General features: G+C 50.2%; 16 protein-coding genes. 2 read left to right on the top strand and 14 right to left on the bottom strand.

The window, feature by feature from the left end; all coding sequences use genetic code 11:
• Window positions 1–23: 23 nt before the first annotated feature.
• From PBA01S_RS10080 to PBA01S_RS10045, 8 genes are all read right to left on the bottom strand, one after another.
• Window positions 24–2,120: a glycoside hydrolase family 36 protein gene (locus PBA01S_RS10080; protein ID WP_127575908.1), complete on the bottom strand. Its 2,097-nt coding sequence runs from the start codon at window positions 2,118–2,120 to the stop codon at window positions 24–26.
• A complete protein-coding gene (locus PBA01S_RS10075; RefSeq protein WP_085169901.1) occupies window positions 2,117–2,857 on the bottom strand; it encodes a response regulator transcription factor in 741 nt (246 codons plus the stop codon). Before PBA01S_RS10075 ends, PBA01S_RS10080 begins: the two co-directional genes overlap by 4 nt.
• Complete coding sequence (locus tag PBA01S_RS10070) at window positions 2,838–4,589, bottom strand: sensor histidine kinase (protein ID WP_127575907.1); 1,752 nt, start codon at window positions 4,587–4,589, stop codon at window positions 2,838–2,840. Before PBA01S_RS10070 ends, PBA01S_RS10075 begins: the two co-directional genes overlap by 20 nt.
• A gap of 133 nt (window positions 4,590–4,722) precedes the next feature.
• Complete coding sequence (locus PBA01S_RS10065) at window positions 4,723–6,246, bottom strand: extracellular solute-binding protein (protein ID WP_232228359.1); 1,524 nt, start codon at window positions 6,244–6,246, stop codon at window positions 4,723–4,725.
• Between the two features lie 111 nt (window positions 6,247–6,357).
• A complete protein-coding gene (locus tag PBA01S_RS10060) occupies window positions 6,358–7,239 on the bottom strand; it encodes a carbohydrate ABC transporter permease (RefSeq protein ID WP_028539578.1) in 882 nt (293 codons plus the stop codon).
• A gap of 16 nt (window positions 7,240–7,255) precedes the next feature.
• Window positions 7,256–8,239 carry an ABC transporter permease gene (locus PBA01S_RS10055; protein WP_016313154.1) on the bottom strand — a complete coding sequence of 328 codons (984 nt, stop codon included), beginning with the start codon at window positions 8,237–8,239 and terminating at the stop codon, window positions 7,256–7,258.
• A gap of 151 nt (window positions 8,240–8,390) precedes the next feature.
• A complete protein-coding gene (locus PBA01S_RS10050) occupies window positions 8,391–9,812 on the bottom strand; it encodes a family 43 glycosylhydrolase (protein ID WP_028539579.1) in 1,422 nt (473 codons plus the stop codon).
• A complete protein-coding gene (locus PBA01S_RS10045; RefSeq protein ID WP_127575906.1) occupies window positions 9,809–12,259 on the bottom strand; it encodes a glycoside hydrolase family 31 protein in 2,451 nt (816 codons plus the stop codon). The genes PBA01S_RS10050 and PBA01S_RS10045 overlap by 4 nt, the downstream gene beginning before the upstream one ends.
• A 115-nt stretch (window positions 12,260–12,374) precedes the next feature.
• Here PBA01S_RS10045 and PBA01S_RS10040 point away from each other — a divergent pair, with 115 nt between their 5' ends.
• Window positions 12,375–13,265 (top strand): helix-turn-helix transcriptional regulator, encoded by an 891-nt coding sequence (locus PBA01S_RS10040; RefSeq protein WP_127575905.1) that lies wholly within the window; start codon window positions 12,375–12,377, stop codon window positions 13,263–13,265.
• A 102-nt stretch (window positions 13,266–13,367) separates the two neighbouring features.
• On the opposite strand, the gene PBA01S_RS10035 is transcribed toward PBA01S_RS10040, so the two are convergent.
• The 6 genes from PBA01S_RS10035 to PBA01S_RS10010 form a co-directional block, all read right to left on the bottom strand.
• The gene (locus tag PBA01S_RS10035; RefSeq protein ID WP_127575904.1) at window positions 13,368–14,510 is read right to left on the bottom strand and encodes a glycoside hydrolase family protein; all 1,143 of its coding nucleotides are present in this window, start codon (window positions 14,508–14,510) and stop codon (window positions 13,368–13,370) included.
• Between the two features lie 23 nt (window positions 14,511–14,533).
• A complete protein-coding gene (locus tag PBA01S_RS10030; protein WP_255315331.1) occupies window positions 14,534–16,354 on the bottom strand; it encodes a heparinase II/III domain-containing protein in 1,821 nt (606 codons plus the stop codon).
• 47 nt (window positions 16,355–16,401) lie between these two features.
• Window positions 16,402–18,267, bottom strand: a complete 1,866-nt coding sequence (locus PBA01S_RS10025; RefSeq protein ID WP_255315330.1) for a DUF2264 domain-containing protein — start codon at window positions 18,265–18,267, stop codon at window positions 16,402–16,404.
• Window positions 18,268–18,301: 34 nt separating this feature from the next.
• Entirely contained in the window at window positions 18,302–19,141 is an 840-nt protein-coding gene (locus tag PBA01S_RS10020; RefSeq protein WP_016313161.1) for a carbohydrate ABC transporter permease, read from the bottom strand.
• 12 nt (window positions 19,142–19,153) lie between these two features.
• Window positions 19,154–20,092, bottom strand: a complete 939-nt coding sequence (locus tag PBA01S_RS10015; RefSeq protein ID WP_009226434.1) for a carbohydrate ABC transporter permease — start codon at window positions 20,090–20,092, stop codon at window positions 19,154–19,156.
• 99 nt (window positions 20,093–20,191) lie between these two features.
• Entirely contained in the window at window positions 20,192–21,535 is a 1,344-nt protein-coding gene (locus PBA01S_RS10010; RefSeq protein WP_127575918.1) for an ABC transporter substrate-binding protein, read from the bottom strand.
• A gap of 223 nt (window positions 21,536–21,758) precedes the next feature.
• Between PBA01S_RS10010 and PBA01S_RS10005 the strand changes: the two genes are divergently transcribed.
• Window positions 21,759–23,588 carry a cache domain-containing sensor histidine kinase gene (locus PBA01S_RS10005; protein ID WP_255315329.1) on the top strand — a complete coding sequence of 610 codons (1,830 nt, stop codon included), beginning with the start codon at window positions 21,759–21,761 and terminating at the stop codon, window positions 23,586–23,588.
• Window positions 23,589–23,607: the final 19 nt, after the last annotated feature.

Raw genomic sequence — 23,607 nt, 5'->3', positions numbered from 1 at the left:
CATTCCTTTCATTCCACGTCGGATTACATTTCTGTAAGAAGCAAACAGACGGCAGAAAAGGGTTGACTTAATCGACAAATGAGCTCGCTGCCCTCCACGTTGACATCTGCGTTTCCATCCGAAAAGACCTGCTTGATTTGGTAGTGCCCAGCTCCAGGAAGCGGAAGTCTGATCAATTCCGGATTGTCGCCTCCAAAGGTATGAATGACTGCCATCAATTGAGATCCGTCTGCAGAGGTGCGTGTGATCCCTTGCCATCCTCGAGGATGGCGATAGCTGGGCACCCGAGGTCCGAAACGATTCGTCGTCCCTTCCTTAATGATTGGAGATACGAGCTTATAGAAGGAAATCGCCTCATCTACCTTACTCCACTGTTCCGGATTCAACTCATGAATGTCGCCGGATAAGCACATTCTGCCAAGCATTGTACTGGCGAGCGAGTATACCAATCTCTGCAAACTGTCATTTTTCCTGAGCACAGCCCAGATCTGACTTTGTCTCGGTAAAATCACTCTATGCATATTTGCCGCAATGATCGGGATTTCCTCACATTCGTGTGCATCCGAGAAGGACGACATGCTTGTTAATCCAACCATGGTAGGCTCCAGACGGTGTCCACCAGAGGCACAATTTTCAATGACAAGATCCGGCACTTCCTGTTTGATTAACCGGAAGAAGTCCTGGACTGCCTGCATCTGCTGACGCAATCCTTCACCAAGCGATTCTGCACCGTCACAACCGATCCCGAGGCTATCGTTATAGTCGATTTTCAGATATCCGAAGCCATGATGTTTGATGAGACCAATCACTTTCTCTTTCAAATAGGCAAAGACAAAGGGATCTCGGAAGTCCCAGAACCGCCGCCCCCCCGTCGTAATCGGCAAGCCATCACGTTTAAGAAGATGATCCACCCAATGGAATGCCGTGGACTCCGCACCACATACCTCGATCTCGAACCAGATCCCGGGAATCATCCCGCATTTTCGAATATGTTCGACAGTGGGCTTGAATCCTTCGGGAAATGCGATGGGGCTGATATCCCAATCCCCCATACTGTTGTACCAGTTCGTTCCTTCTTTCTTATACCAGCCGCTGTCGATCACAAGATAACGAATCCCTTTATCTTTGAGTTGTTCGGCTATTTGATAAAGATTTTCGGCTGTCGGGGAACCCCAGGTTGTGCAATACTCGTTAAAGATAATCGGTAAATCTTCTTCCACAGCCGGACAAGAGAATAGAGAACGGGCTTGAATCCCGGTTAATCGCGCGGCAGCACGGTCCACACCGCCTGCTACGGTTGTAAGATAAGCACTGGGGGTTTGGAAGGTCTCACCTGGTTCCAGCGTCTTGGTCCAATGGCCAAATTCTCTGTCCGCCAATCCACCCGACATCGATAAAGCCTGATCTGTTCTTCCGACTTCGATCTGCCAAGAGGCAGGATGAGCGATTTGAACGCCCCAGGTTACGCCGGAACCGGTATCTTCCATAAATGCAACCGGGAAATATCCGCGTACTGGCATGGAACCTACTTGGCCGAATCGCAAGCATCGTGTTCCAAACGGTGCCCAAGCCGGTTCAAGATTCAAATCTTCAATGGCGCTGGACACGAGACGTCCTTCCGCAGACCATAAGCTTAATAAACGGTGAAAGAAGAGAGTTTCAGGAGCATCATCTTCTGCAAACGGAGTGAGTCCTGTGATCGAAAAGGAGGAGAGCATTTCTAAGGTCACGGGCACCTCGCTGTCGTTCCGGATGACCGTGTAAGATTCCAACGCGTGATATCCCTCATAATGGAGTAAATGATGTTCGATTCTGCATGAATTGGAGCTGCTCCATTCAGTAACGACGGCTATGCCGTCGTCGCGCCCAATTTCACGGAACTCTTCAAACTTCAGCCCGTCGATCGTTCCGCTGCCTCGCATGGAATGACCGTGAGCAAAAGCACCAGGATACGCATCTCCGACAAATTTGAGTTGCACTAACGGATCGATCTTAAACTTCTTTGGGCGTACCTGCGATACTGTCGTTTGCGGTAATAACATTAACCCGACTTGCTCCGTATGTTCATCTTTCACATAGCGCGCAATCATATCGCCGAAAGTATGATCTTTCAAGATCATGATTCCATCCCCCCTTCAATAAGACCTAAGTGCTCGCTATTTCGATAGGCGCCCGGCGTCGTGCCTGTATACTTCTTGAACACCTTCGTAAAGTAATGCTTGTTATCATATCCGACCTGTTGCCCAATGGCACTAACCGGAAGGTCACGTTTTGCCAATAGCAGCTTCTGGGCCTCTTTAATCCGGAGCATATTCAGATAATTCACGAAGGTGTGGCCGGTTTCTTTTTTGAATAAACTGCTGATATAGTTCGGGTGAAGATTCATCATATCCGCCAGATGGTCAAGTGAAAGATCCTTCCTGAAATGCGTCTTCATGTACGCCAGAATACGTTGGGCATGGCAAGTGTATTCCGCATCAAATTCACTTGGAAGTTCTCCCTGAACACGCTCCAGTAAAGAAGCGATTTCAACCTTGTCAATCGGTTTAAGCAAGTAATCAACCACTCCGGCACGCAGCGCTTTTCGTACGTATTCAAATTCATCGTAGCCCGTTAGGATAATGAAACGATCGCACCATCCGCACTGTTTGGCTTCCTCAATAAGCTGAAATCCATTCTTCTCAGGCATATTGAGATCGGTTATCGTAACATCCGGCATAAAGTCCTTCATTAACGCAAGCGCTTCATACGCATTTAGCGCTTCTCGCACTTCAGTCCCTGAAGGCGCAGCTTCCCGAATGATCTTGACTAATCCGTTTAGAATCAATGGTTCATCATCAACCGTCAATATTCTCATCGTTAGCCTCCATCCTTTTCGTGATGAAGATCCAGAGACTCGTCCCTTTTCCCGGTTCACTCGAGATCTCGATCCTTGAATCACCGCCAAAGAAAGACTTGATTCTCTCATTCACGTTCATAAGCCCCACCCCTCCTTCGGACTGGGCTTCTGTTGCCACGTGATGACCTGATAGCCGAGACTGTATGACAGCTAACTTCTCCGCAGAAATTCCATTCCCGTTATCCTGAAGAACGATCCGTATCTCTCGTTCGTCCTCGCTGGCATGAAGACGGATGTGTACTGGGCGTATAATAGCGGAAGCCCCATGGATGACGCTATTCTCGATTAACGGCTGTAAAATAAACCGGGGGCAAGCGATGGAATCCGCGTTGACAGCGACATCAATCTCGTAAGTTAGCCTGCTTTGTAGCCGCATTTGGTGAATGTTGAGATAGAAGGTGACCATTTCAATTTCCTTCTCGAGAACGGTTACATCTTGCTCGGGCGTGAGACTATAACGCATCAACCGCCCGAACCAAAAGGAAATATCGGCTACTTCTTTGTCATTGTTGGACTCAGCAATCATTCGAATCGTTTCCAGCGTATTGTAGAGAAAATGCGGTTTAATTTGAGCTTGCAGAACTTTGTAAGCGGCTTCTTTATTTCGTAGCTCAGCACGATGAACATTGTTAATCAGTTCATCCATCCGCTGGAGCATCGTATTGTACGTTTCCGTCAAGAAACCAATCTCATCATTGGAGTTAAGCCGATCATGCTTGATCATACGCTGCTTCAGATTTTCATCATCTAAGTTGCGCATATGTCGAGCCAATCTTAAAATGCGCTTGGTAATGTTGGTAGCCAGCATATAATAAGTTACTGACAACACAAGCAGCAGCAGTACAATGATCATCACCATGACTTGCTCTCTCTGCTTGATGGATTGAAATACGCTGTGAACTTCCCCAATGACAAACAGGCGAACCCCGAGCTCATCTATTTCAAGTTGGTTGATAATCGTCTTCCGATCAATCGAGAACGGACTCTCCTCTGCTTGTAATTGCCGCAGTGTCTTCTCGTTGAAATTGATTCCGCCTATGTTCGCAATCCGCGGTTCGCCTTCCTTGGGGAGGAGTACGGCTGCCCAGTTCCCTTCAACACCTGCCCCTTTATAAAAATCAGCAATGAGGCGGCTGCTGACCCGCATCTCCAGAAGTCCGATCCTCTCCGTGTATTGAGTATTGTATAAATATTGATAATAGATCAACTCCGACGTATTCGAATCAGCAAAGACCCATATCCCGCTCCCCGCCTTCAAATCGCGGACAATCTCCTCCCTCTGCGGGTCGAGTTGGGATCGGTCCAAAAAATGATCCGGAATGGGGAACACATCGTCCTTCATATTGTAGATCTCAATCGATTTGATTTCCGGATGGGCAAAAAACAACTGGGTATATAACGGACGGATATAACGAAGAAACACATAAACGTTTTCAGCATCTGTCTGGTATATCCCATCCAGGTAATCTGTGACATACGGGTTGTATTGGAGCATTCGTTGCACGGATTGAATACGGGTAAAATCCGTTTTGAGATTGGCATAAGCCTGCTCTAGTATTTTCTGTCGGCTTTCAACAAATTGCTTCGTCAAGTTGTTATAGATTTGAGAATAGTATAGGTAACCAAAGACAATGACCGGAATAAAGATCAGAATCACATAACCGAAGATCATCTTACGCATGATGCTCATGGCCCCATTCTCCCCTCACGCAATGAAACTGCACTGTAATGTTACCTTACCATGAGCATTTCATTTCAGGAAGAAGCCTGCAGCAGATAAAAGTGCGGTAGGGACGTAAAGTCCCTACCGAAAGCTCACATTATTAGAACAAATCCTTTTTCTTCTGATAGATTTCATTCGCCCAATCAACCAGTTCCTGAAGTCCCATCGATTCAGCTGTTTTTATCATGTTCTGATAATTAGCCACGGCTTCCTCTTCGGAATTGGCGAGGTAAATCTTCACTTTTTCGTTCTTGATCATCTCGTCTATTTTGGTTTTCGTTGTCTTCTCCTTGGAATCCGGTTGCGTCTGGATCAATCCAATTTGAGGTTTGTAGATCGTAATCTCTTTTCGTTCCATTAAGGCTTGCGTCTTTTGGGTACCTGGAACATAGCTTTGCAATCCCTCCATAACGCCATCGTTGTACAAGTACCACCACTTGATACCGTTGCTATTAATGAAATCTGCGTCCGATGGGTCATACTTCAAGTCCGGGTATCCTTCTTCATTCCAAGTCCAATGCTCACCTTCGATACCAAACATCGTTAATTTCTTGCCTTCGTCGCTGGCTAAATATTGAAGGAATTTAATCGATTTTTCTGGATCTTTGTTTTTCTTGGTAATAAAGGTACCCGCAAAGCCAAGTCCCGTACTGACGATTTTCGCATTTTCTGACAAAGCGCTAGGCAACATTTTGAACTTGTACGGTTTCCCATTATTTTGCGCTTTAATATTATCCGCGTCCGCTACACTAACGGTATGACTATGAGCAAATGCCTTTCCGTTTAGGGCGTATTCATCATCAAGCTGATCATTCGTATAGGTATAGTTTTCAGCGAGAATATACCCATTTCGATAAAGACTGTTCATAAATTTGAAGAATTCCAGCATCTCCGGTTGTCTGATGGCATAATCCACTTTGCCGTCACGTTCATACCATCCATCCAACAGCGCCTCGACGCCAAACTGTTGCAGGAAATATTGCTCGAGCCAGTCCTTATCCATAATGAGAGGAACCATGTCAGGGTACTTCTCTTTAACCATACCTAGTACTTTGACGAAATCATCCAACGAGTTAATCGGCGGATTGCCAAGCTCTTGCAGGATATCCTCGCGAACAGCAATACCAGGGTTTCCGTCGCTGCCGATGGCGTATTTGTTCTGTTCCATTTCTTCCTGTGTCGCAAAGGAGTTGCGCACAGTATAGAAATTGCCATCATCCATGGTATGGATGGCAATACGAGTTTTATCAATTTGGAAATCCGGCGCGTATTTCTCGATCAGCTCGTTCCACGGATAGGAGAGCTTCGAATCTGACATCCGGTCAATATTGGCATAAGTAAAGACGAGATCCGGAAGGTCGCCGGAAGAAATCATCAGCGGAAGTTGCTTATCGTCCGTAGCAACGGTTACTTTCAGTTTGACTCCTGTTTTTTCCGTGATTTTCTCAGCTATCGGTCCCTTCCATTCTTTGACTGGATACCATGATGCATCAATAAATAATGAAAGCTCTGTGACTTCATCAGACTTCGCAGATGACGATGTATTGGTAGAACCACCTTCTTGCTGACTGCTGCTATTCTCTTTACCACCACCGCATGCAGACAGCAAAGCGATGACCAACACAAAGGTCAGCGATAATAGTGTAAGTCTCTTGCCCCTGTTCTTTTTCATCTAAACACCCCTCCAAGCTTGTAGTTTATATTAAAGCCAAAGCTTTAATATCAATTGGATTAATCAACCCTTCACAGAACCAAGCATGATACCTTGAATAAAAAACTTTTGCAGGAATGGATAAACGCAAACAATAGGTGCGATAGAGATGACCATGGCGGCAACCTGTAGGGAGTAACTCGTGACACCCGCCGACGCGCTGTTAGCCACGGCGATTGCGTCCATCGGTGCATTACTTCTGTTGATGACTTCCATCATGCGGAAGGCAAGGGTCCGTAACTCTTCCGATTGAACGAAGTACGCGGAGTCAAGCCAGGAATTCCATTGGCCCACCCCCATAAACAACGCCATAGTGGCGATCAGCGGCTTCGATACGGGAAGAACGATGCGATAATAGATCACGAATTCGTTCGCACCATCAATATGAGCCGATTCTTTGAGTTCTCCAGGAATTTCACGAAAAAACGAGATCGCGATGAGAAGAAAAAAGGTACTTAACATGGACGGAATAATGTACACGCCAAAGGAATTCAACAATCCAACCGAGCGAAGAACCACATAATAAGGAATAAGGCCGCCCGAGAAGTACATCGCGAAGATGATCACGGTGAAATAGAATTTATGGAGAAGCAAATCTCGATGAGAGAGACCATAAGCAACTAGACAAGTGAATAGAACGCCCAATATGGTGCCTGATAACGTTCTTGCAATCGTCACTAGAAAAGCCTGGTACCAATGAGGATCGCTCAAGAATTGGGAGTAGTTCTCCAAAGTGAACGTTCGAGGCCAAAGATACACCCCTCCCAGAAGCGAATCGGTCCCCTTGTTGAATGAGAGGATCAGAACGTAATAGAACGGATAAAGCATGCATAGCATGATGATGAATAAGATGAGGTTTACTACGGTATCCATTATCCGGTCTTTTTGTCGTTGACTTAGCGTCAATGTCTTCCTCTCCCTTCTAGAATAGACTTGATCCGGACGTTCGCTTCGCGATGAAGTTACTAGAGAAGATCAGAACGACCGAGATAACGGATTGGATCAAATCAATAGCTGCGGCGTAGGAAAACCGTCCATCTTTTAACCCGACTTTAAATGCGTAGGTTTGTACGATTTCGGATGTGGGATTGTTAATACTATTTCCGAACAGATAAGCTTGCTCGAAGTTGGATCCAACTAATCCCCCGCCTAGAATACTTCCGATGGTAAGAATGAGTACGACAACGATCGTTCCTTTCATCCCCGGGAAGGTAATATGGCGAATACGCGCCAGCCTTCCGGCGCCATCAATTTGCGCGGCTTCATACAAAGCGGGATTAATGCCTGCGATGGCTGCCAAGAAAATGATCGTCCACCACCCCATTTCTTTCCACACGGCCGTCGTCACCGCCAAGCCCCAGAAATAATTGGGATTGGTAAGTATATCTAATGGCTTGTCAATCAATCCGAGGGACAACAGCACCTTGTTGACCATTCCAACATCTGTAGATAACAAAGCAAAGGAAATTCCGACAACAACGACCCAAGAGATGAAGTGCGGCAAGTAACTAACGGTTTGGACAACCCGCTTAAATCCAAGATTTTTTGCTTCGTTTAACAAGATAGCCAAGAGGATCGGAGCCGGAAAGGCAAATATGACCTTCAAGAAACTCAAGACCAGCGTATTCCTTACAATGTTGCCAAACTGATAATCGTTGACGAATTCGCTAAAATGCTGAAGACCAATCCACTCACTTGTAAATATTCCTTTGATGCCTGTGGAGATCGAATAATTCTTGAATGCCATGATGATGCCAAACATCGGGGTATACGAGAAGATCAGCAAAAAAATCATGCCCAGCCCAACGAAAAGATGCAGGACCTTTTGCTTTTTAAACCGCTTCCAAAATTGTGATGCCTTCTTGTTTATTCCGGTCGGTCCTGCCAATTGTGTATCTACATCCATTTGTGTCCCTCCCTTGTTAATAGGTTACTCCCTGGCGAAGGGACAGAGTAAGCCAACATTTTTAAGAAAGCGTTGTCATTTTTTAATATCTACCTCTTATCCGATGATAAAAAATACTCCTTTCTGCTTGCAGAAAGGAGTATTTAGCTCATTACTCAAGGGTAAAGGAGGCGAAGCTTGCACTTCCTTCACCTTTATAGGTGAAATACAACGCCTGCACACCGTCAGGAATACGGATGTCAGCGGAGTACTCCGTCCAAATATTTGCAAATTGAATCGGAATTTCTCCGAGAACAGGGCCGTCCCAAGCCGTCTTGATTTCAAAGACCCCCCTGGAGTATCCCCGTACTTTGATTTTCACCTTCTTGATCCCTTGGCAATGAAAGTACTTGAAGCCAGCCGTGGCAGAATCCGTCATATTGGCGATATAACCGACCTCTTCATCCCCATCTTTCCCATCCTGAGTAATCTTGGGGAATCGGCTGTCCAACCATGCCCCCGAACCAAAACCGCCAGTATACAGCGATTCATCCTTACAGAACAGGTTGCATGCTAGATAAGCAGGGTATTCTCCTTGTCCGACCAACGGCCCTCCATTGGGGCCGCAGGATGTCATTTCCACCTGCGGGATTGTACCATCCTCCCGGAAGACAATCGGTTCGATACAGCCTTGTCGGCAGTACGCTGTACCATTGGTATGACGATGATAAAAGATGTACCACTGATCGCCAATTTTCTCGATGCTGCCGTGGTTATTTCCGCCGTAATACATCGGCTTCTCCGCCGGTTTGTAGGTATCGATATGCAGATCGTTATTGCTGATGATCACGCCTTGGTAGACAAAGCCGCTGGTCGGGGATTTGCTGGTTGCATAACACAACTCGTGCATAACGATTGAAGAGTACACAAAGTAATAAGTGTCTCCTCTTTTGCGGATCGAAGGTGCTTCAAAAAATTCATGACCTTCAAATCCGGTACCCTTGCTGTAAGGCTCGCTTGGCGCCACAAATACCGGCTCTTCCACAATCGTCAGCATGTCCGGCCCAAGTACCGTCGCCATGGCTCCATGTCTCGATCGATCACCAATAGCGCAGAAACCGGTGTACAGATAAGTCCGATCGCCTTCCGTCAACACACCTGGATCAAACTGTGGTTCATCGCCTTCTCTTTCCCCTAACCGTTGGCCGTCGGCATAATGGACATACCCGTAAAACTCATACTTTCCGGCAGGGGTGTCACAGACGGCAACGGAAACGACGGAAACCTTGTCGAGAACATAATAAAGATAATAACGCCCATCCGGTCCACGCGTGACGTCCGGCGCAAACAGGTTCATCCGCCCATCCGGATTTAAAGGGTCATCGGTTTTCTTGTAAATCACGCCTTCATAGCGCCAGTCGCTCAAGTCATCCACGGGGGCGGACCAACATACATAATCGTTTAAACAAAACACATGGCCGTTAAAACGATCATGCGATCCATAAACGTAAACTCGGTCGCCAAAGACATACGGTTCTCCGTCCGGGATATACTCCCAGGATGGGAGGTAGGGGTTTAATCCTTGTTTTTTCATAACACTTCATCTCTCCCTTGAACTTTGAATTCGGTCGACTGAACGACGACTGGGGTTCCTTGATAAGAAACGACAATTTGACCCGCTCTCCCGGCAATTTCCACCATGAACTGTCTGTGCTCCGGCATCCCTGGAAAGCTGCCGATGCGCGGCCCTATCGTCAATCTGTGGTTCGTATCGTCCCAGCTCATCTCGATCATCGAATAAGCGCCATTCTCGTAATGATAGGTGTCCCCCTCATCTTCGTAGAGCGTAAAACTTCCATCTTGGCCGGGATATACTTTCAGCAGAAGCATCGCCGGTTGTTCCCCCGTGTGTTGGACATCCGACCCCATAGGAACGATGGAGCCGGCGCGCACGAAGAGTGGAAGCGCATCCAAATCCGCTTTCGCATCGATCGTCTTCCCGCCCTCAAGATGTTCATCGGTCCAAAAATCATACCAACCCCCACTCGGCAGGTAGACTTGTCGCATCTTCCTCACATCGTGAAGCTTACGGGAATTGGGTCCATAATACATCGCGGTTGTCACGGGCGCAACAAGAAAGGCAGGTCCAAACAAGAACTGGTCATCAATATCATGTACTCTCGGATCTTCCCGATAATCAAAAGCGAGTACTCGATACATCGTATAGCAACGGTGTGCCACCGCCCCCGCAAGCGAATAAATATAAGGCATCAGCCTATAACGAAGCTTCAAATATTTGACCAATGCTTCGTAGAAGAGATCCCCTGGTTCACCAAATCTCCAGATCTCTCTAGGCGTGTCCGTCCCATGGGAGCGGAAGATCGGGAGAAAAGCTCCAAATTGGAACCAACGGACATACAGCTCGCGGTATCCCAAATCCGCAACTCCCTCGTTGTAATCACCGTTCCAGAACCAGAGATTCTCTTGGTTCCGAACGAAAAATGCACCAATATCCATCGTCCAGTAGGGTGACCCGGTCACACAAAAGTTAAGTCCATCTGCAATCTGCTTCCTCAAGGTCTCCCAATTGGCGGATATATCTCCTGACCAAGTGATCGTGCCGTAGCGATGCTGGCCTGCATAGGCAGAACGCGTTAAATTCACTACGCGTTTATGATCGGTTACAGAGCGTTGACCTTCATAGATTCCTTTGGAATGCAGCAATGAGTAAGCATTGATATATTCCGGATCAAGATAACGCTTCGCTTCAGCCGTATTGATTAGCATTCGCTGTTCAGGCTCCGGCTTGACCTGTCCGGTCCAATCCGCTTCAAACGGTTCAGTGCAGTCACACCACCATGCATCGACTCCATGGGAGAATAGCCCAGCATGAACCTGCTCCCAATATAATCGTCGGGCTCCATCTGTGAACGCATCATAGGTGGCCTGATTTCCCAGCAGATATCCATGCTCGCTCATCTCTCGATGGTTATCGCCCCCTTCTTTCATAATCGGCCAGATCGATACCATCAGCTTGACGTGTAACGCATGCAACTGCCGCATCATTTCCGAAGGGTCTGGAAAGCGCTGCGGATCCAATGTTTTTTGCCCCCATAGCTCTCCTGTCCAGGACTGCCAATCTAGGACGATCCCATCAATCGGCAGCTCTCTCTCTCGATATTCCCGTGCGATATCGATCAACTCTTCTTGGGAAATGTAGCGCTCCTTCGATTGGATGTAACCATATGCCCATTTGGGCAGCATAGGTGCGTCTCCTGTCAAATGACGAATCCCCTCGATGATTTGATCAAATTCCGGACCGTAGATAAAATAGAAATCCATTTCATCGTCCACATCAGTCCATATGTACGACCCAAAGGAATCGTCGTGAAAACTCATTAAAGAATAGCTGTCCACCAGGACACCATACCCTCGGGTAGAGATTAGGGCTGGAACAACCGCTTTCATATTTTGTTGGTACAAATATTGATGTTGGCCTCGAAGATTCATCATTCCCTCTTCATGTGAACCAAGTCCGTACAGCGCTTCGTCCTCCTGCCATTCGAACTCAAGTTTCGTATGGTAGGCGGTCCTGTCAAATATTTGGTTGCTCCCCTCTGCACGTGCACGGAACCCGTCTGCGCCGCGGTCCGTTGCAACTTCACCGGCTGAGACATCAAAAATCGTGCGGTAGACATCAGTACGTTCAAGCGTTTTTCCACCTCGGGGCGGCTCCTTCGTCAGCAGTCTGCCGCTGGCCTCCCAATAGCTAAATGCACAAGTTGTTTTGTTTACTCGGATCATGAGCAGCTCGGTGGAGATTTCCAGATCGTCTGAGTGGTCTATGATCTTAAATTGCACATTGCTACTCTGCGAGCGCTCCACCGTCATGAAGCTCGGTTTCCTGCTAAAATCCGAATCCAAGGTATAACGAATTCGAGCAATTCTCGGTGTACAAAAGACGATTTGCATGATTCCGTTCGTGGTATCCAATCGAATTCCATTTGCTTCGGCCTGCCATCGAGTCAGCTTCAGAATCATCGCTACCTTTCCTTATAGATTTGATTTAATATAATGATATTATTGATTTTCTTGGATCATCTAGCAGATAATCCGGTTTTTATATCACAATATTACGATCCTAAGGAGGGTATCGATGTACGAGCATCGTTACCGGGAAGATAAACTGCATGGGGTTCCCGAATTTCCAATGCACATTTACAGGGTAGAGCATCCCGCAGGAGCCCATTCCATTCTCCCCGTTCATTGGCATAATGAAATGGAAATCATTTATTTGGCTCAAGGTTCCGCCACGTTTCGCATTGAAAACCACGAGTTAGCCCTTTGTCAGGGGGAAGCGCTCATTGTTCATCCGGGCGAGCTGCATTCGGGAGTGAACGATCATGAGGCTGTATGCTATTATTCAATTGTTTTCAAATTGTCCTGGCTGTCCTCCTATCAAAATGATCGGATTCAGCAGCTATTTCTCGGGCCTATCCTTCAAGGAACCGAGAAACTCCCCCTCTTGTTGTCCTCTTCTAGAGGGACACCGTCTGAATTGCTGGAGTATATCCGGCAACTCATACTTCGCTTTGAGCATCCGCTGCCTGCCTACGAGTTGGCTGTGAAAGGCATTCTCCTGCTGCTGATTGCCGATCTTCGCCGGTACGGACTCATAGAGAAAAATGATGCTCTCGGATATCCCCATAGACGTAAAGACAACGAGCAAATTAAGAAAGTATTGACTTATATCGAAGAGCATTCCCACGAAAAACTCGACTTGGATCAGCTTGCGGCTGCCGTCTCCCTCAGCCGTTCTCACTTTTGCACCTTTTTTAAGACGCAAACGGGGATGAGACCGATGGAGTACGTCAATTTTATCCGTATCAATAAAGCTGCAGAATTGCTGCGCACAGGGAGATATAACGTGCTTGAGGCTGCCTTGGAGTCAGGATACCAGCATGTAAGCTACTTTTCGAAATGGTTCAAGTTTTATATGAATATGACACCTTCTGAATACAAAGCTTCCTATGCATCCGGATTATAGTGTTCACTTATCACTAGTTTCCTGATCATGACAAAAGCTCTGATCCTATCCTTTGATCAGAGCTTAGCATCATTCTAGCTTCACTTGAACCCGGTACTTCCTCTATTCCCAATACGTCGACCCGCCGCTCTTCAGCCGGGCGAGCCCTTCCACAAAGAAATAATCGCCGTAGATCAGCGGAACATCGATGTTTGTCCCTTGCGGATAGTTGCTCGTCCCGTGCAGGATCAACCCTTCTTCCCCCGGGTCGTCCCATGCGCCGTAATTTTCGTACAGCGACTTCAGGATGCGTTCACCGGCTTCACGATACTTTGCGGCAGCTGTTCCTTCACCGCTAAGCTTCTCTGCCAGCAGCAACAGCCCACTAGCTGCGCAGGCACCGGCGGACGAATCCCGCAGCTCGCGCAGCTCTTCCGGTGCGCGGAAATCCCAAGCCGGCACCTGATCATCCGGCAGTTGATCAAGGAAGAAATCCGCGACCCGCTGCGCAGCGGACAGATACTCCGGCTTGCCGGTATGGTGGAAGCCCAGCGTCAAGCCGTAAATCGCCCAGGCAGCCCCGCGCGACCAGGCCGACTCCGGAGCGTAACCTTGACCGCCTTGCGGGCCAACCCGCTCGCCCGTGACCGGATCAAAGACCACGATATGATAGACCGAGCCGTCATGGCGGACAAAATGATGGAGCACGGTGTCCAAATGCGCTTCGGCAACATGCGCGAACCGGGGATCGCCGCTCTCCCGGGATGCCCAGAACAACAGCGGCAGGTTCATGCAACAATCGATGATTGCCCAGCCTTCGTTCCGCTCCCCTTCCGTCCACGGATTCCAGGCTCGAATGTAACGCCCCTTCAGGTTAAAGCGCGCCGCCAAATAGTTCGCCGCCTTCAGTGCCCGCAGCCGTGAGGTTTCATTCCCCGTCAGCTTATAGGAAGCGATGCTGGTCAGCGTCCACATGAACCCCAAATCGTGATCCAGCCGCACGTAACCGTCCAGCACCTCATCCAGCTTGGCTTCACATGCTTGTGCCAGCGCTTTCAATTCCTCCCGGCCGCTTCCTTCATACAGCAGCCACAGCAGCCCTGGCCAGAACCCCGCCGTCCACCAGGCCGGCTCAGCCAGATCATAGACTCCACCCTTACTGGCGTGGGGGAATCCCGAGCCAATTCTCGCCGTGTTTCGCAACGTTTTGTCCAGCGACTTCGTCCAGGCTGCTTCCACCCATGCCCTTTCGTTTCCGATATGCATATGACCTCGTTCCTCCATTCTCCTTATTGCCGAGCGAATTTAAACAGAAGCTCCACGCCAAAACCCGCTTCCGGCTGCTTGACCCGAAAATCTAACGCGTACCAAACCGCGTCCTTCCCGTAATGATCCCGGTAGGTCCGTTCCTCCATCTCCGCCTCCAGCTGATACGGGTCATAGTTCAGTTCCAGCGCGAACTGACCGCGGACAAGGCGAAGCTGCCCCGGGCGGGTCATCTCCGGCTGAATTGGGCTAACGAACCGCTCAACCAGACTTTCCGGCGCTTCTGCAAAGCGAAAGTCGTCTCGAAGCGTTAAGCTGGGCAGCTCCGTCTTGTTCCAAATCCAACTTCGGTTAAAAGACTGCAGATTATCATCCTCATAGGCGCTGGACAACTCCAAGGCAAACTCGCATGCCTCCGCAGTCATGTCGCAGCGAAGCTTCGACGCTGCCCTTTCCTGTCCCTCCCGCTGCACGCAGCCGTTGATGATCGGCACGGAATGCCCTTGTGAGCCGTTACAGTCATAACGATACCTGCCCTCGCCAAAGTAATCCCGCGTATACTCCCCGCACCCGAGATCGGACAGGAAAAACGCGCCTCCGCCCGCCAGCATGAAATGGCCCAGGTCGTTGTGGTTATGCGATTCGCCGTTGTGCCCGCCTTTTGCGGCAAAACCAAACGTATCCCCCGCGGCAGTAATTCGCGAGATCAGCCAGCCGGCGTCTTCAAACCAAAAGTCGCCGTCTCTCCACTCCGCCGGGCCTGCCGCAGTGCGGTCCCGCCAGATCAGGTTGCGCAGCGCCGGCGCCCAGCGGCTGCAGTGATCCTCGCGGTAATCCGCATAGAGCAAGACAGGCGGAGCCTCGACTTCCTCATACCGCTCCGCAAGGTAATGCGACAGCCCGGGCTGGACGCTCCCGTACGGCAGCGCGTCAGAGAAGTTGGCGACTAGCCGGCCGCCTAGAAAACACTTCTGCTGGAACTCGGCAATTCGCCGCACTTTATCCTCGCTGAACCAATCCCGCTGCCCCCGGCTTCGCTTTAACAGCAGGTCAGCATAATACACAAAGTAGCCAAACCCATAGTTCCAGTAGCCCAGCCCTTCCGGACAACCGCCATCCTCGCCGAATCCCTGCAGATAGAAGCCCATGCTGCGCTCGGTTTTCTCTAAGATCCGAGCCAGCCGGGCGAAATCCTGCGGTTCGGTCATCAGCAGCAGCGCAGCCGAACCAATCGATCCGGCGCAAACCGCCGACCAGTTGTTCGTCAGTTCCTCCCAGTGATAAGGGCCATTCTCCAGAAAAGGCTGGAACAGTCGTTCATCCACCAGTTCGGCGATCCGTACCCGCAACAGCTCCGGCAGACGCGAGCCCAGCAGCAAAGATAACTCCGCCAACGCAAAGCCCGTCTCCGCCGAGAACAGGTCGATGGTCTCGGAGACCGGACGCTTCGCCTCCACATGTGCGGGCAAGCACCAGGTAAGTTCGCTGCAGATCGCCCAGACGGCATCCCGCAGCGCTGCTTCGTACACCGCCGACTCCGGTTCAAGCAGCGACAGAAAGGCGAAGGTGTTCAACCGCCGTCGCTTCTCAAAATACACCCGCTCATACTCCAGCCGCGAGCCCTGAACGGCAAATAATGAAAACAGCGAATAAGTCAGCTCTTCCGCCGGGCACTTTAGCAGCCGTTCCCCCTCGCTGCGGATTACTTCAAGCTCGGCCTGAGCCTCCGACGCTTCACGCAACGATGTCCAAAACGCCTGTCCGCCGCCGGGCGGATAATAATCCTCTGCCTTCAAAGGGATGAGACTTTCGGCCAGCTGCTCCCAGCCCTCGCGAACGGTCATCCGTGTTCCTCCTTCCACCGCAGCCCAAAACGGCGGCGTTGACTAAGCTAAACCAATCCAATCCGGATGTCATTGCCGGAGCAGGTTGTGATCACAATCGCCCGCTCCCCAATCGTAAGGTTTAACGCTTCAGGCGCCACCGGCTGCCATGAGGCTCCCGGCGACGGATCGCCGTAAACCGCCGAAGCAAGCAGATGAACCCCCGGTTCCAGGGAAGCAAGCAGCGTGGGAAGAACAGTGCGAGGGTATAGAACGTTCGTATTGGCGTTCGGGCGAATCAGCTCGGCCGATTCGAAGCCAAGCAGACTTTGCACTCCGCTGGCTCCAACGGGACTGGCGGCTCCGGCAGCGATCCGACCAGCTTCCGCCCCCCCTGTCCGTTCCCCCTCGATCCACTCCGTCAACTCCGTCTCCACTCCCAGCGCGAATCCTCCTTCCGCGATGTCCAGCGCTCGCTTCGTCTCGATGCGATGAATCCGCACATGCCAGGGGAGTCCGGCAACGATCCAGGTGTGCACCTCCACGTTCGACCAAGGCTTCCATACCGCATACAGCACGTTATCCTGGATCGATGTCTTCTGATTGCGGCGTCTTACCCGGTACAGGTTCTCCCCGCGTTCGCTGAGTGCCAGCATGGAATCAAACGCACCTTGGGACAAGCCCCACTCCGCGCGCGGTACGCTGAACCCAAACCCGGTGGAATACACGAACTTCTCGTATTTTGCCGAGGTATGGGTGTGCTCGTTCGTGCCGCGATGACCGGTGTTGAAGGCTGCTACGTGGCCGGACGCAGGATCACGAGCCAGCACGAGATGTGCCGGTCGCTGGACCTTCAGCGCCGGCAGCTCCGGCAGCGGCAGCTCCTCCGCCGTCCAGAACGGATGGTCCTCCGGCAAGGCCAGCGGCAGGAACGCTTTCAGCGACCAATATGGCGAACCCGGCGCATTGTAGTTCTCCGCCATCACCAGGTTCGGATAGGCATAGCCCACGGTGAGCAGCCCCTCGGAACTGCGCATGGGCTGACTTAACCACCAGCGCAGATTGCGCAGCACCAGACCTTTGATTACCCCCATCGGAAGCACGTCTACACCGGCATAGGCCAGTGCGCTCCAAAAGGCGGATTGGGCGAAGCGGTAGGTTAAGCTGCGCCCGTACGGCAGCGCGGCACCGTCCGGGGCGAACCAAGCAAGAAACTCGCCTGCGAACATCGCGGCCCGCTCTTTATACACTTGCGCACGCCGCGGATCTTCCTGTTCCATGATCCGTGCGTAGAGCAGCCCGTAATAGTGAAATGCGAACGGGACGTAATAATCGCTGTGTCCCCCAACGCCGTCGCTGTACCAGCCATCTTCCAGATAGAATACGTCCAGCCGGTTTAGATTTCGCTCCAGCTGCTCCGCATCGTAAGGCAAGCCAACTTTACGGAAGCCCACATTCACCAGCACGTTAAAGAACAACCAATTGCAATCGTGACAGGGGTGCTGGTTGATCTGATTCAGCCAGCGGTACAGCCGATCACGTTCCTCCGGGTGAAGCGGTTCCCAAATGTGTTCCGGGATCAATGCCAGCGCGTAGCCAAAAACCGCCATCTCCACGAGCCGTTGATCATAATCGCCGACCTCGCCCCAATACTCCGGATGATCCGGGTTCGTGCCGCAGCGGATTCCGTCCAGAACAACGTCCCATAACTCACTGCTGCCGCCGCCCGCAAGCAACGGTACTAATCCCCACAGCACCCGAGAGAACCCTTCCATCTCCGCTACAGCCGCCGGGTAGGATACCCCGCTCTTGCCAAGACCAAGCCGGGCGCCGCCTTCACTATAGAACGGCCGTAGGGGATGCACCAGCTCTTCCAACACGTTCACCATGTCGCTGCGCGTTTGGAGCGGGGCATTAACGGTCAAACTATTCATTACTTCAGCTCCTTTCATCCGAGACTACCATTTATTACCCCTTGATGCCGGACGAGGCCACACCTTGGACAAAATATTTTTGCAGCGCGAGGAAGACGATCAGCACCGGAATGATCGAAATGACGCTGGCGGCCATAATTAACCCATATTCAGCGGAATATTGCGTAATGAACATCCGCAAGCCGATTTGGATCGTTTTGAGCTCCGTCTTGGTCAAGTAAATCATCGGCCCAAGGAAATCGTTCCACGTATTGACGAACGTGAAGATCGTCAGCGTGGACAGCGCCGGCTTTGAGAGCGGAAGCATGATTTTGGCCCAGATCCCATATTCATTAAGTCCGTCAATCCGTGCCGCTTCGCAGAGCTCATCCGGAATGCCTTGATAGAACTGACGCATCAAAAACACGCCAAACGCCGAAAACGCCTGTAGAAAAATAATCGCAAGATGAGTGTTGTTTAACCCCATGGAACGCATCATGATAAACTGCGGAACCATGTAGGCTTGCCACGGAATGGCAATAGTCGCAATATAGCCGAGAAACAACGCATGTCTCCCTTTGAACCGCAGCTTCGAGAACGCATATGCCGCAAAGCTGGAAGTCAGCAGTTGCAGCAAAGTAACGATCACCGAGAGCTTCGCGGTGTTGTATATAAACCGGCCGAGCGGGATCCGCGTCCAGATCTCCACGTAGTTCTGCCATCTTGGAGCATCCGGGATCCACTGCATCGGGAACGAGAATACATCCTTATTTAATTTCAGCGAGGACGACAGCATCCACGCGTAAGGAACAAGCATGCATAGCACAACGACCGCGAGCACCAGGTACGCAAAAATCTTGGCAACGGTTTTGACTTGTTTGTTAGCTCCTGTCATTTTTGCATCCTCCTATTGTCCGTACTTCTTCTCGCCCTGGAACTGAATCAGTGTAATCCCCAGAACGAGCAGGAACAGCACGATCGCCATGGCGCTGGCGTACCCGTAATCCAGCGAGCGGAACGCGGTATTGTAGATTTGATAAACAAGTACCCGGGTCGAATTGTTCAGTTGATTATCGGCACCGGCAAACAAGTTGATAAAGATGTCGTACACTTTAAACGAGTTGATGATCAGAATCATCAGGACAAAGAACGTAGTAGGTGCCAGCTGCGGGATTGTCACGTTGACAAATCTTTTCCATGGTCCCGCCCCGTCCAGCTCGGCAGCTTCATACAGCTCAGGATTTACTCCCTGCAAACCTGCCAAATAAATGACCATGTAGTAACCCATATTTTTCCACACTGTAAAAAGAATGACCGTAAACATCGCCCAATCTTTATCTGCCGCCCAACGGGGCAAATCCTCAATGGGGATGCCGGTAATCGAGTGCAGCAGATTGTTCACCGGCCCCATCGTGGGGCTGAACACGAAATTCCAAACGGCTGCCACGGCAACCAGTGAAGCGACATAGGGGAAGAAGAACACGGTCCGCATAAAGTTGCGGCCAAACAGCTTCTGATTAAGCAGGATCGCCAGTGCCAGCGCACACACCATCGTTAACGGCACCACGCCAATCGTATAAATAATGGTGTTCCAGAACGCCTTGTGAAAGGTGCTGTCCTGCAACAGCCGGGAGAAGTTACGCAATCCCACGTACTCCATCGGGTTAGCCCCGTCCCATTTCACAAAAGCGAGTACAAACGCATAAACCATCGGCACCAGCGTAAACACGGCAAAGCCAATGAAGTTGGGGGCAATGAAGCTGTACGCCACCAAATGATCTTTGACGTTCTTAGACAACGCGCTTCTTTTAACTGCTTTCGTTCCTAACACGGGTTCATTCTGCATGATTTCTCCTCCAAACCTACTTGTGCTAGAGCATTGGGAAAAAAAGGCGGGCTCATAAGGCCCGCCCCTGGCAGCATCGAAATCTCATGCGAGATCAGATTAGTTATTAAGTACCTCTTGCACCCGTTTCTCCATATCTGCCAATCCTTCGTCGATGGTCGCATTTTTCGTCATGATGTTGTCGTGTGCTTCGTTCAGAACGACCTCGATGTCCGCACTCTTCTCATGCAGCGGCATTTCCAGATAAGTTCTCTCGGTCGTGAGAGCTGCTTTGCTGTTCTCGTCCGTCGGGAAGCCGTCCATGGAAGCGATGGAGCTAACCACTTCATCGTTCTTGATCGCCGGAATCGTACCTGTGGATGCGATCACTGCTGCACCTTCTTCACCGGTAACGAATTTCAAGAAATCTAAAGCGGCATCTTTGTTAGCGGACTTTTGGTTTACAGCCAGGGAAGTAATGGTCCCCAGCGTTGTTCCGGCAGGTACGCCGTCCGGATGCGGATATTTCACGATCCCCCAGTTGGTAGCCTGGGATTCGCCGCTCTTCACTTTCTCAATTTGCGTAGCGATAAACCAGCTGCCCATGTTCATCATCGCAACGGAGTTATTGTAGAATACGCCGGAATAGTGAGTGCTGGAGGTTTTTAACGTAGCGTAGTCCATCACGATGCCGTCGTCTTGCTGTTTCAGAATTCGTTCGTAAATTGGTTTCAAAAATTGATAATTTCCATCCACGATGGTGTTCTTGCCGTCCAGGATGCCGAACAACTGTACTGCACTGCGCCAAGTGTGGTAGTGCGCGCCGTATACTTTTTCCGAGCCGCTGCCGGACGTCATTTTCCGGGCCAACTCGTCGTATTGATCCAGTGTCATATCGTTGGTAGGATAAGGAACTCCGGCTTTGTCAAACAGGTCCTTGTTATAGTAAACGACCCAGAAGTCACTGCGGAAAGGCAGTGCGAACACATCGCCGTTCATTTGAATTTGTTCTACCGTTCCGCCATAGAGGGAAGTATCAATGCCTTGAGTGTCAATGAAGCTCTTCAGCGGTTCCAGATGGTTCTGCTTCACCAGGTTGACGTAGCCCGGGATGTCCTTGATGGTCAGAATATCCAGGTCAGCCCCACCGGAGAGCTGCGTACTGAGCATCGTCATGTAGTCGGTAGAGCCAAGGTCAACATATTCGATCGTTACGTTCGGATGGTCTTTCTTATAAGCATCGATCAAAGGCTGGTAGTAAGCAGTGGCTTCCCAATCCCACAGCGCCCATTTCAGTGTGACCGGCTTATCGCTTGTCTCATTGGAAACGCTTGCAGAATTGTTCGTTTGAGGCTCTGTGGTATTCGCTTTGCCTGAGTTTCCGTTGTTGCCGGAACAACCTGCCAGCAGACCTATAAGAAGAACGGCCGCCAAGGTAATACCGAATACTTTCTTTCGTCTCATCTTCAAACCCCTTTTCCTCCTGTTTTGAACTTCCAGATCGGCAGCGCCGAATCCTTAGGTTCATGGTATCGAAATCTAAAATGAAAGGGCATACATTTTTACGTTCTTTTCCTACACTTTTCTATTTGGTTCTTCAAGAAATGGATGAAAAGCTGTAAAATCATACTCAAAAGATGTAAAAATGGTTGTTTATGAACCTTACCGCTACCGACGATGTCAACTCATGTTATTGTTATCTATATCGGTTAAAACTCGCATTGATCTTACTCCGGATGAGGTGATCGACACGCGCGCAAGAAAAGCCACTATCAAAAGCCGGATCATCCTGATCATGACCGTGTTTGCCTTGCTGATCGCAGGAATTCTGTCTTTTTTCAGCTACGAGCTGATCTCGTATTTTCAACGGAAAACCACCATTCAGGCGACAGAATTTAACCTGCAACTCGTCTCTCATATCATCGATCAAGATTTAAATAACTTGTATACTTTGGCTTTGACCAGCAGTACGAACTCGCCTACCAATCAGCTGATTCAGGACTATTTTATCTCACCGGACGCCAGCGCCAGAGACGGGCTGAACGCCTTCTTATCGATGCAGGAGGATTTCCGAGTGAATCGGTCCAACAGCTACGTGCGCCGCCTGATCATCACGGATCACCAAGATAAGTTCATTCAGGTCGACAATTCTGGAAGCGCTTCAGTTCCGTTGAATATTCATAATATAACCCAGCTTCCCGGTCTGGTTCCAGATGCGAAGGAAGCTTGGGAGCGCGTGATCCAGGACCCGTTCTCCCGCTCCAGCGGCATCCCCATCGTTCTGCCAATTTACGGTGAACGGGCTGCACGCATTGGGACGGTCTATCTTCTGGCGAACACCTCCGTGATCACCGATAAGCTTAAAGGCTACAGTCTGCCGGAGGGCTCGGAATTGCTGCTCTCCCTTGGCAGCCAAACGTACCGGATCGAAGGGGACAAAGTGCAGGAAATCGAAAGCCCTTACACATTGTTGCCGTATGATCAAAGTGAAGCCACCGGGGCGCTCACCAAGCTCGAGTGGATGGAGCAGGACGGGGAACGCCTCATCTCGGTGTCCTATCCGGTGCGGGAAGGCGTCAGACTCGCCCAAACGCTGGACAAGAAGCAATTTGCTCCACAGCTCAACGCTTGGCTACTGCTGATGATTGGCGTTTCTGTGCTGGTGCTGGCATTAAGCGGATTTATTATGTTGTATTTAACCCGCACCATCAGCCTGCCCGTGGAGAAGCTGCGCAAACGGATTGATAAGATCGCGCAAGGCAATTTCTTTATCGACCGGAATATTGAATGGAACAGCGAGCTCGGGGATGTGGGACGCGGCATCAATCGGTTGTCCCAGGATATTTTGACGCTGATGGAATCTCGTGTCGCGGACGAGAAGCAGAAGCAGGAACTGGAATATCGCATGCTGCAAAGCCAGATCAGTCCTCATTTTCTCTATAATACCCTGAACTCGATAAGATGGATGGCTACGATTCAGAACGCTACGGGTATCGCAGATATGGTCACCTCCTTATCGCGGCTGCTGCGCAGCATCGCCAAAGATCAACGCAAGTTGGTTCCGCTGCAGGAAGAGCTTAGCCTGATGAATGACTATTTCCTCATTCAGAAATATCGCTACGGCGGCACGATTACAATGGAACAAATCATTGATAACGAGGAGCTCCTTTCCAGTCTGGTTCCCCGCTTTACACTGCAGCCGCTGGTGGAGAATGCGATTTTTCATGGAATCGAACCGAAGGGGCGCGGCAACATCACGGTGTCTGTGGCCAAGAGCGGGTATGACATGCGGATTACGATTGAGGATAACGGCGTGGGAATGAGTGAAGCCCAAATTGAGGCGATTTTGTCCAAGCAAGAAGAACCCGGCTCCAAAGGCCTGTTCGAAAATATCGGGCTCCGCAGCGTACACGATCGGCTGCGTCTGACCTTTGGGGATCGATACGGCCTCTCGATCGAAAGCAAGTTGAACGAATTTACGAGAATGCATTTGCTGTTGCCCTGCCGGAAGTCTTGACCTCCAACTTTGACAACTT

It is taken from the genome of Paenibacillus barengoltzii NBRC 101215, assembly GCF_004000745.1.
GTDB classification, from domain to species: Bacteria; Bacillota; Bacilli; order Paenibacillales; family Paenibacillaceae; genus Fontibacillus; species Fontibacillus barengoltzii.
Note: the sequence above shows the minus strand (reverse complement) of the source record. Positions and strands in the feature narration are given on the sequence as shown.

Excerpts from the sequence above, each read along its gene's own strand:
- PBA01S_RS10080 (WP_127575908.1), bottom strand. The coding sequence starts at position 2,120 with ATGATCTTGAAAGATCATACTTTCGGCGATATGATTGCGCGCTATGTG.
- PBA01S_RS10010 (WP_127575918.1), bottom strand. The coding sequence starts at position 21,535 with ATGAGACGAAAGAAAGTATTCGGTATTACCTTGGCGGCCGTTCTTCTT.
- PBA01S_RS10030 (WP_255315331.1), bottom strand. The coding sequence starts at position 16,354 with ATGACCGTTCGCGAGGGCTGGGAGCAGCTGGCCGAAAGTCTCATCCCT.
- PBA01S_RS10015 (WP_009226434.1), bottom strand. The coding sequence starts at position 20,092 with ATGCAGAATGAACCCGTGTTAGGAACGAAAGCAGTTAAAAGAAGCGCG.
- PBA01S_RS10055 (WP_016313154.1), bottom strand. The coding sequence starts at position 8,239 with ATGGATGTAGATACACAATTGGCAGGACCGACCGGAATAAACAAGAAG.
- PBA01S_RS10070 (WP_127575907.1), bottom strand. The coding sequence starts at position 4,589 with ATGAGCATCATGCGTAAGATGATCTTCGGTTATGTGATTCTGATCTTT.
- PBA01S_RS10075 (WP_085169901.1), bottom strand. The coding sequence starts at position 2,857 with ATGAGAATATTGACGGTTGATGATGAACCATTGATTCTAAACGGATTA.
- PBA01S_RS10050 (WP_028539579.1), bottom strand. The coding sequence starts at position 9,812 with ATGAAAAAACAAGGATTAAACCCCTACCTCCCATCCTGGGAGTATATC.
- PBA01S_RS10025 (WP_255315330.1), bottom strand. The coding sequence starts at position 18,267 with ATGAATAGTTTGACCGTTAATGCCCCGCTCCAAACGCGCAGCGACATG.
- PBA01S_RS10020 (WP_016313161.1), bottom strand. The coding sequence starts at position 19,141 with ATGACAGGAGCTAACAAACAAGTCAAAACCGTTGCCAAGATTTTTGCG.
- PBA01S_RS10035 (WP_127575904.1), bottom strand. The coding sequence starts at position 14,510 with ATGCATATCGGAAACGAAAGGGCATGGGTGGAAGCAGCCTGGACGAAG.
- PBA01S_RS10040 (WP_127575905.1), top strand. The coding sequence starts at position 12,375 with ATGTACGAGCATCGTTACCGGGAAGATAAACTGCATGGGGTTCCCGAA.
- PBA01S_RS10005 (WP_255315329.1), top strand. The coding sequence starts at position 21,759 with ATGTTATTGTTATCTATATCGGTTAAAACTCGCATTGATCTTACTCCG.
- PBA01S_RS10045 (WP_127575906.1), bottom strand. The coding sequence starts at position 12,259 with ATGATTCTGAAGCTGACTCGATGGCAGGCCGAAGCAAATGGAATTCGA.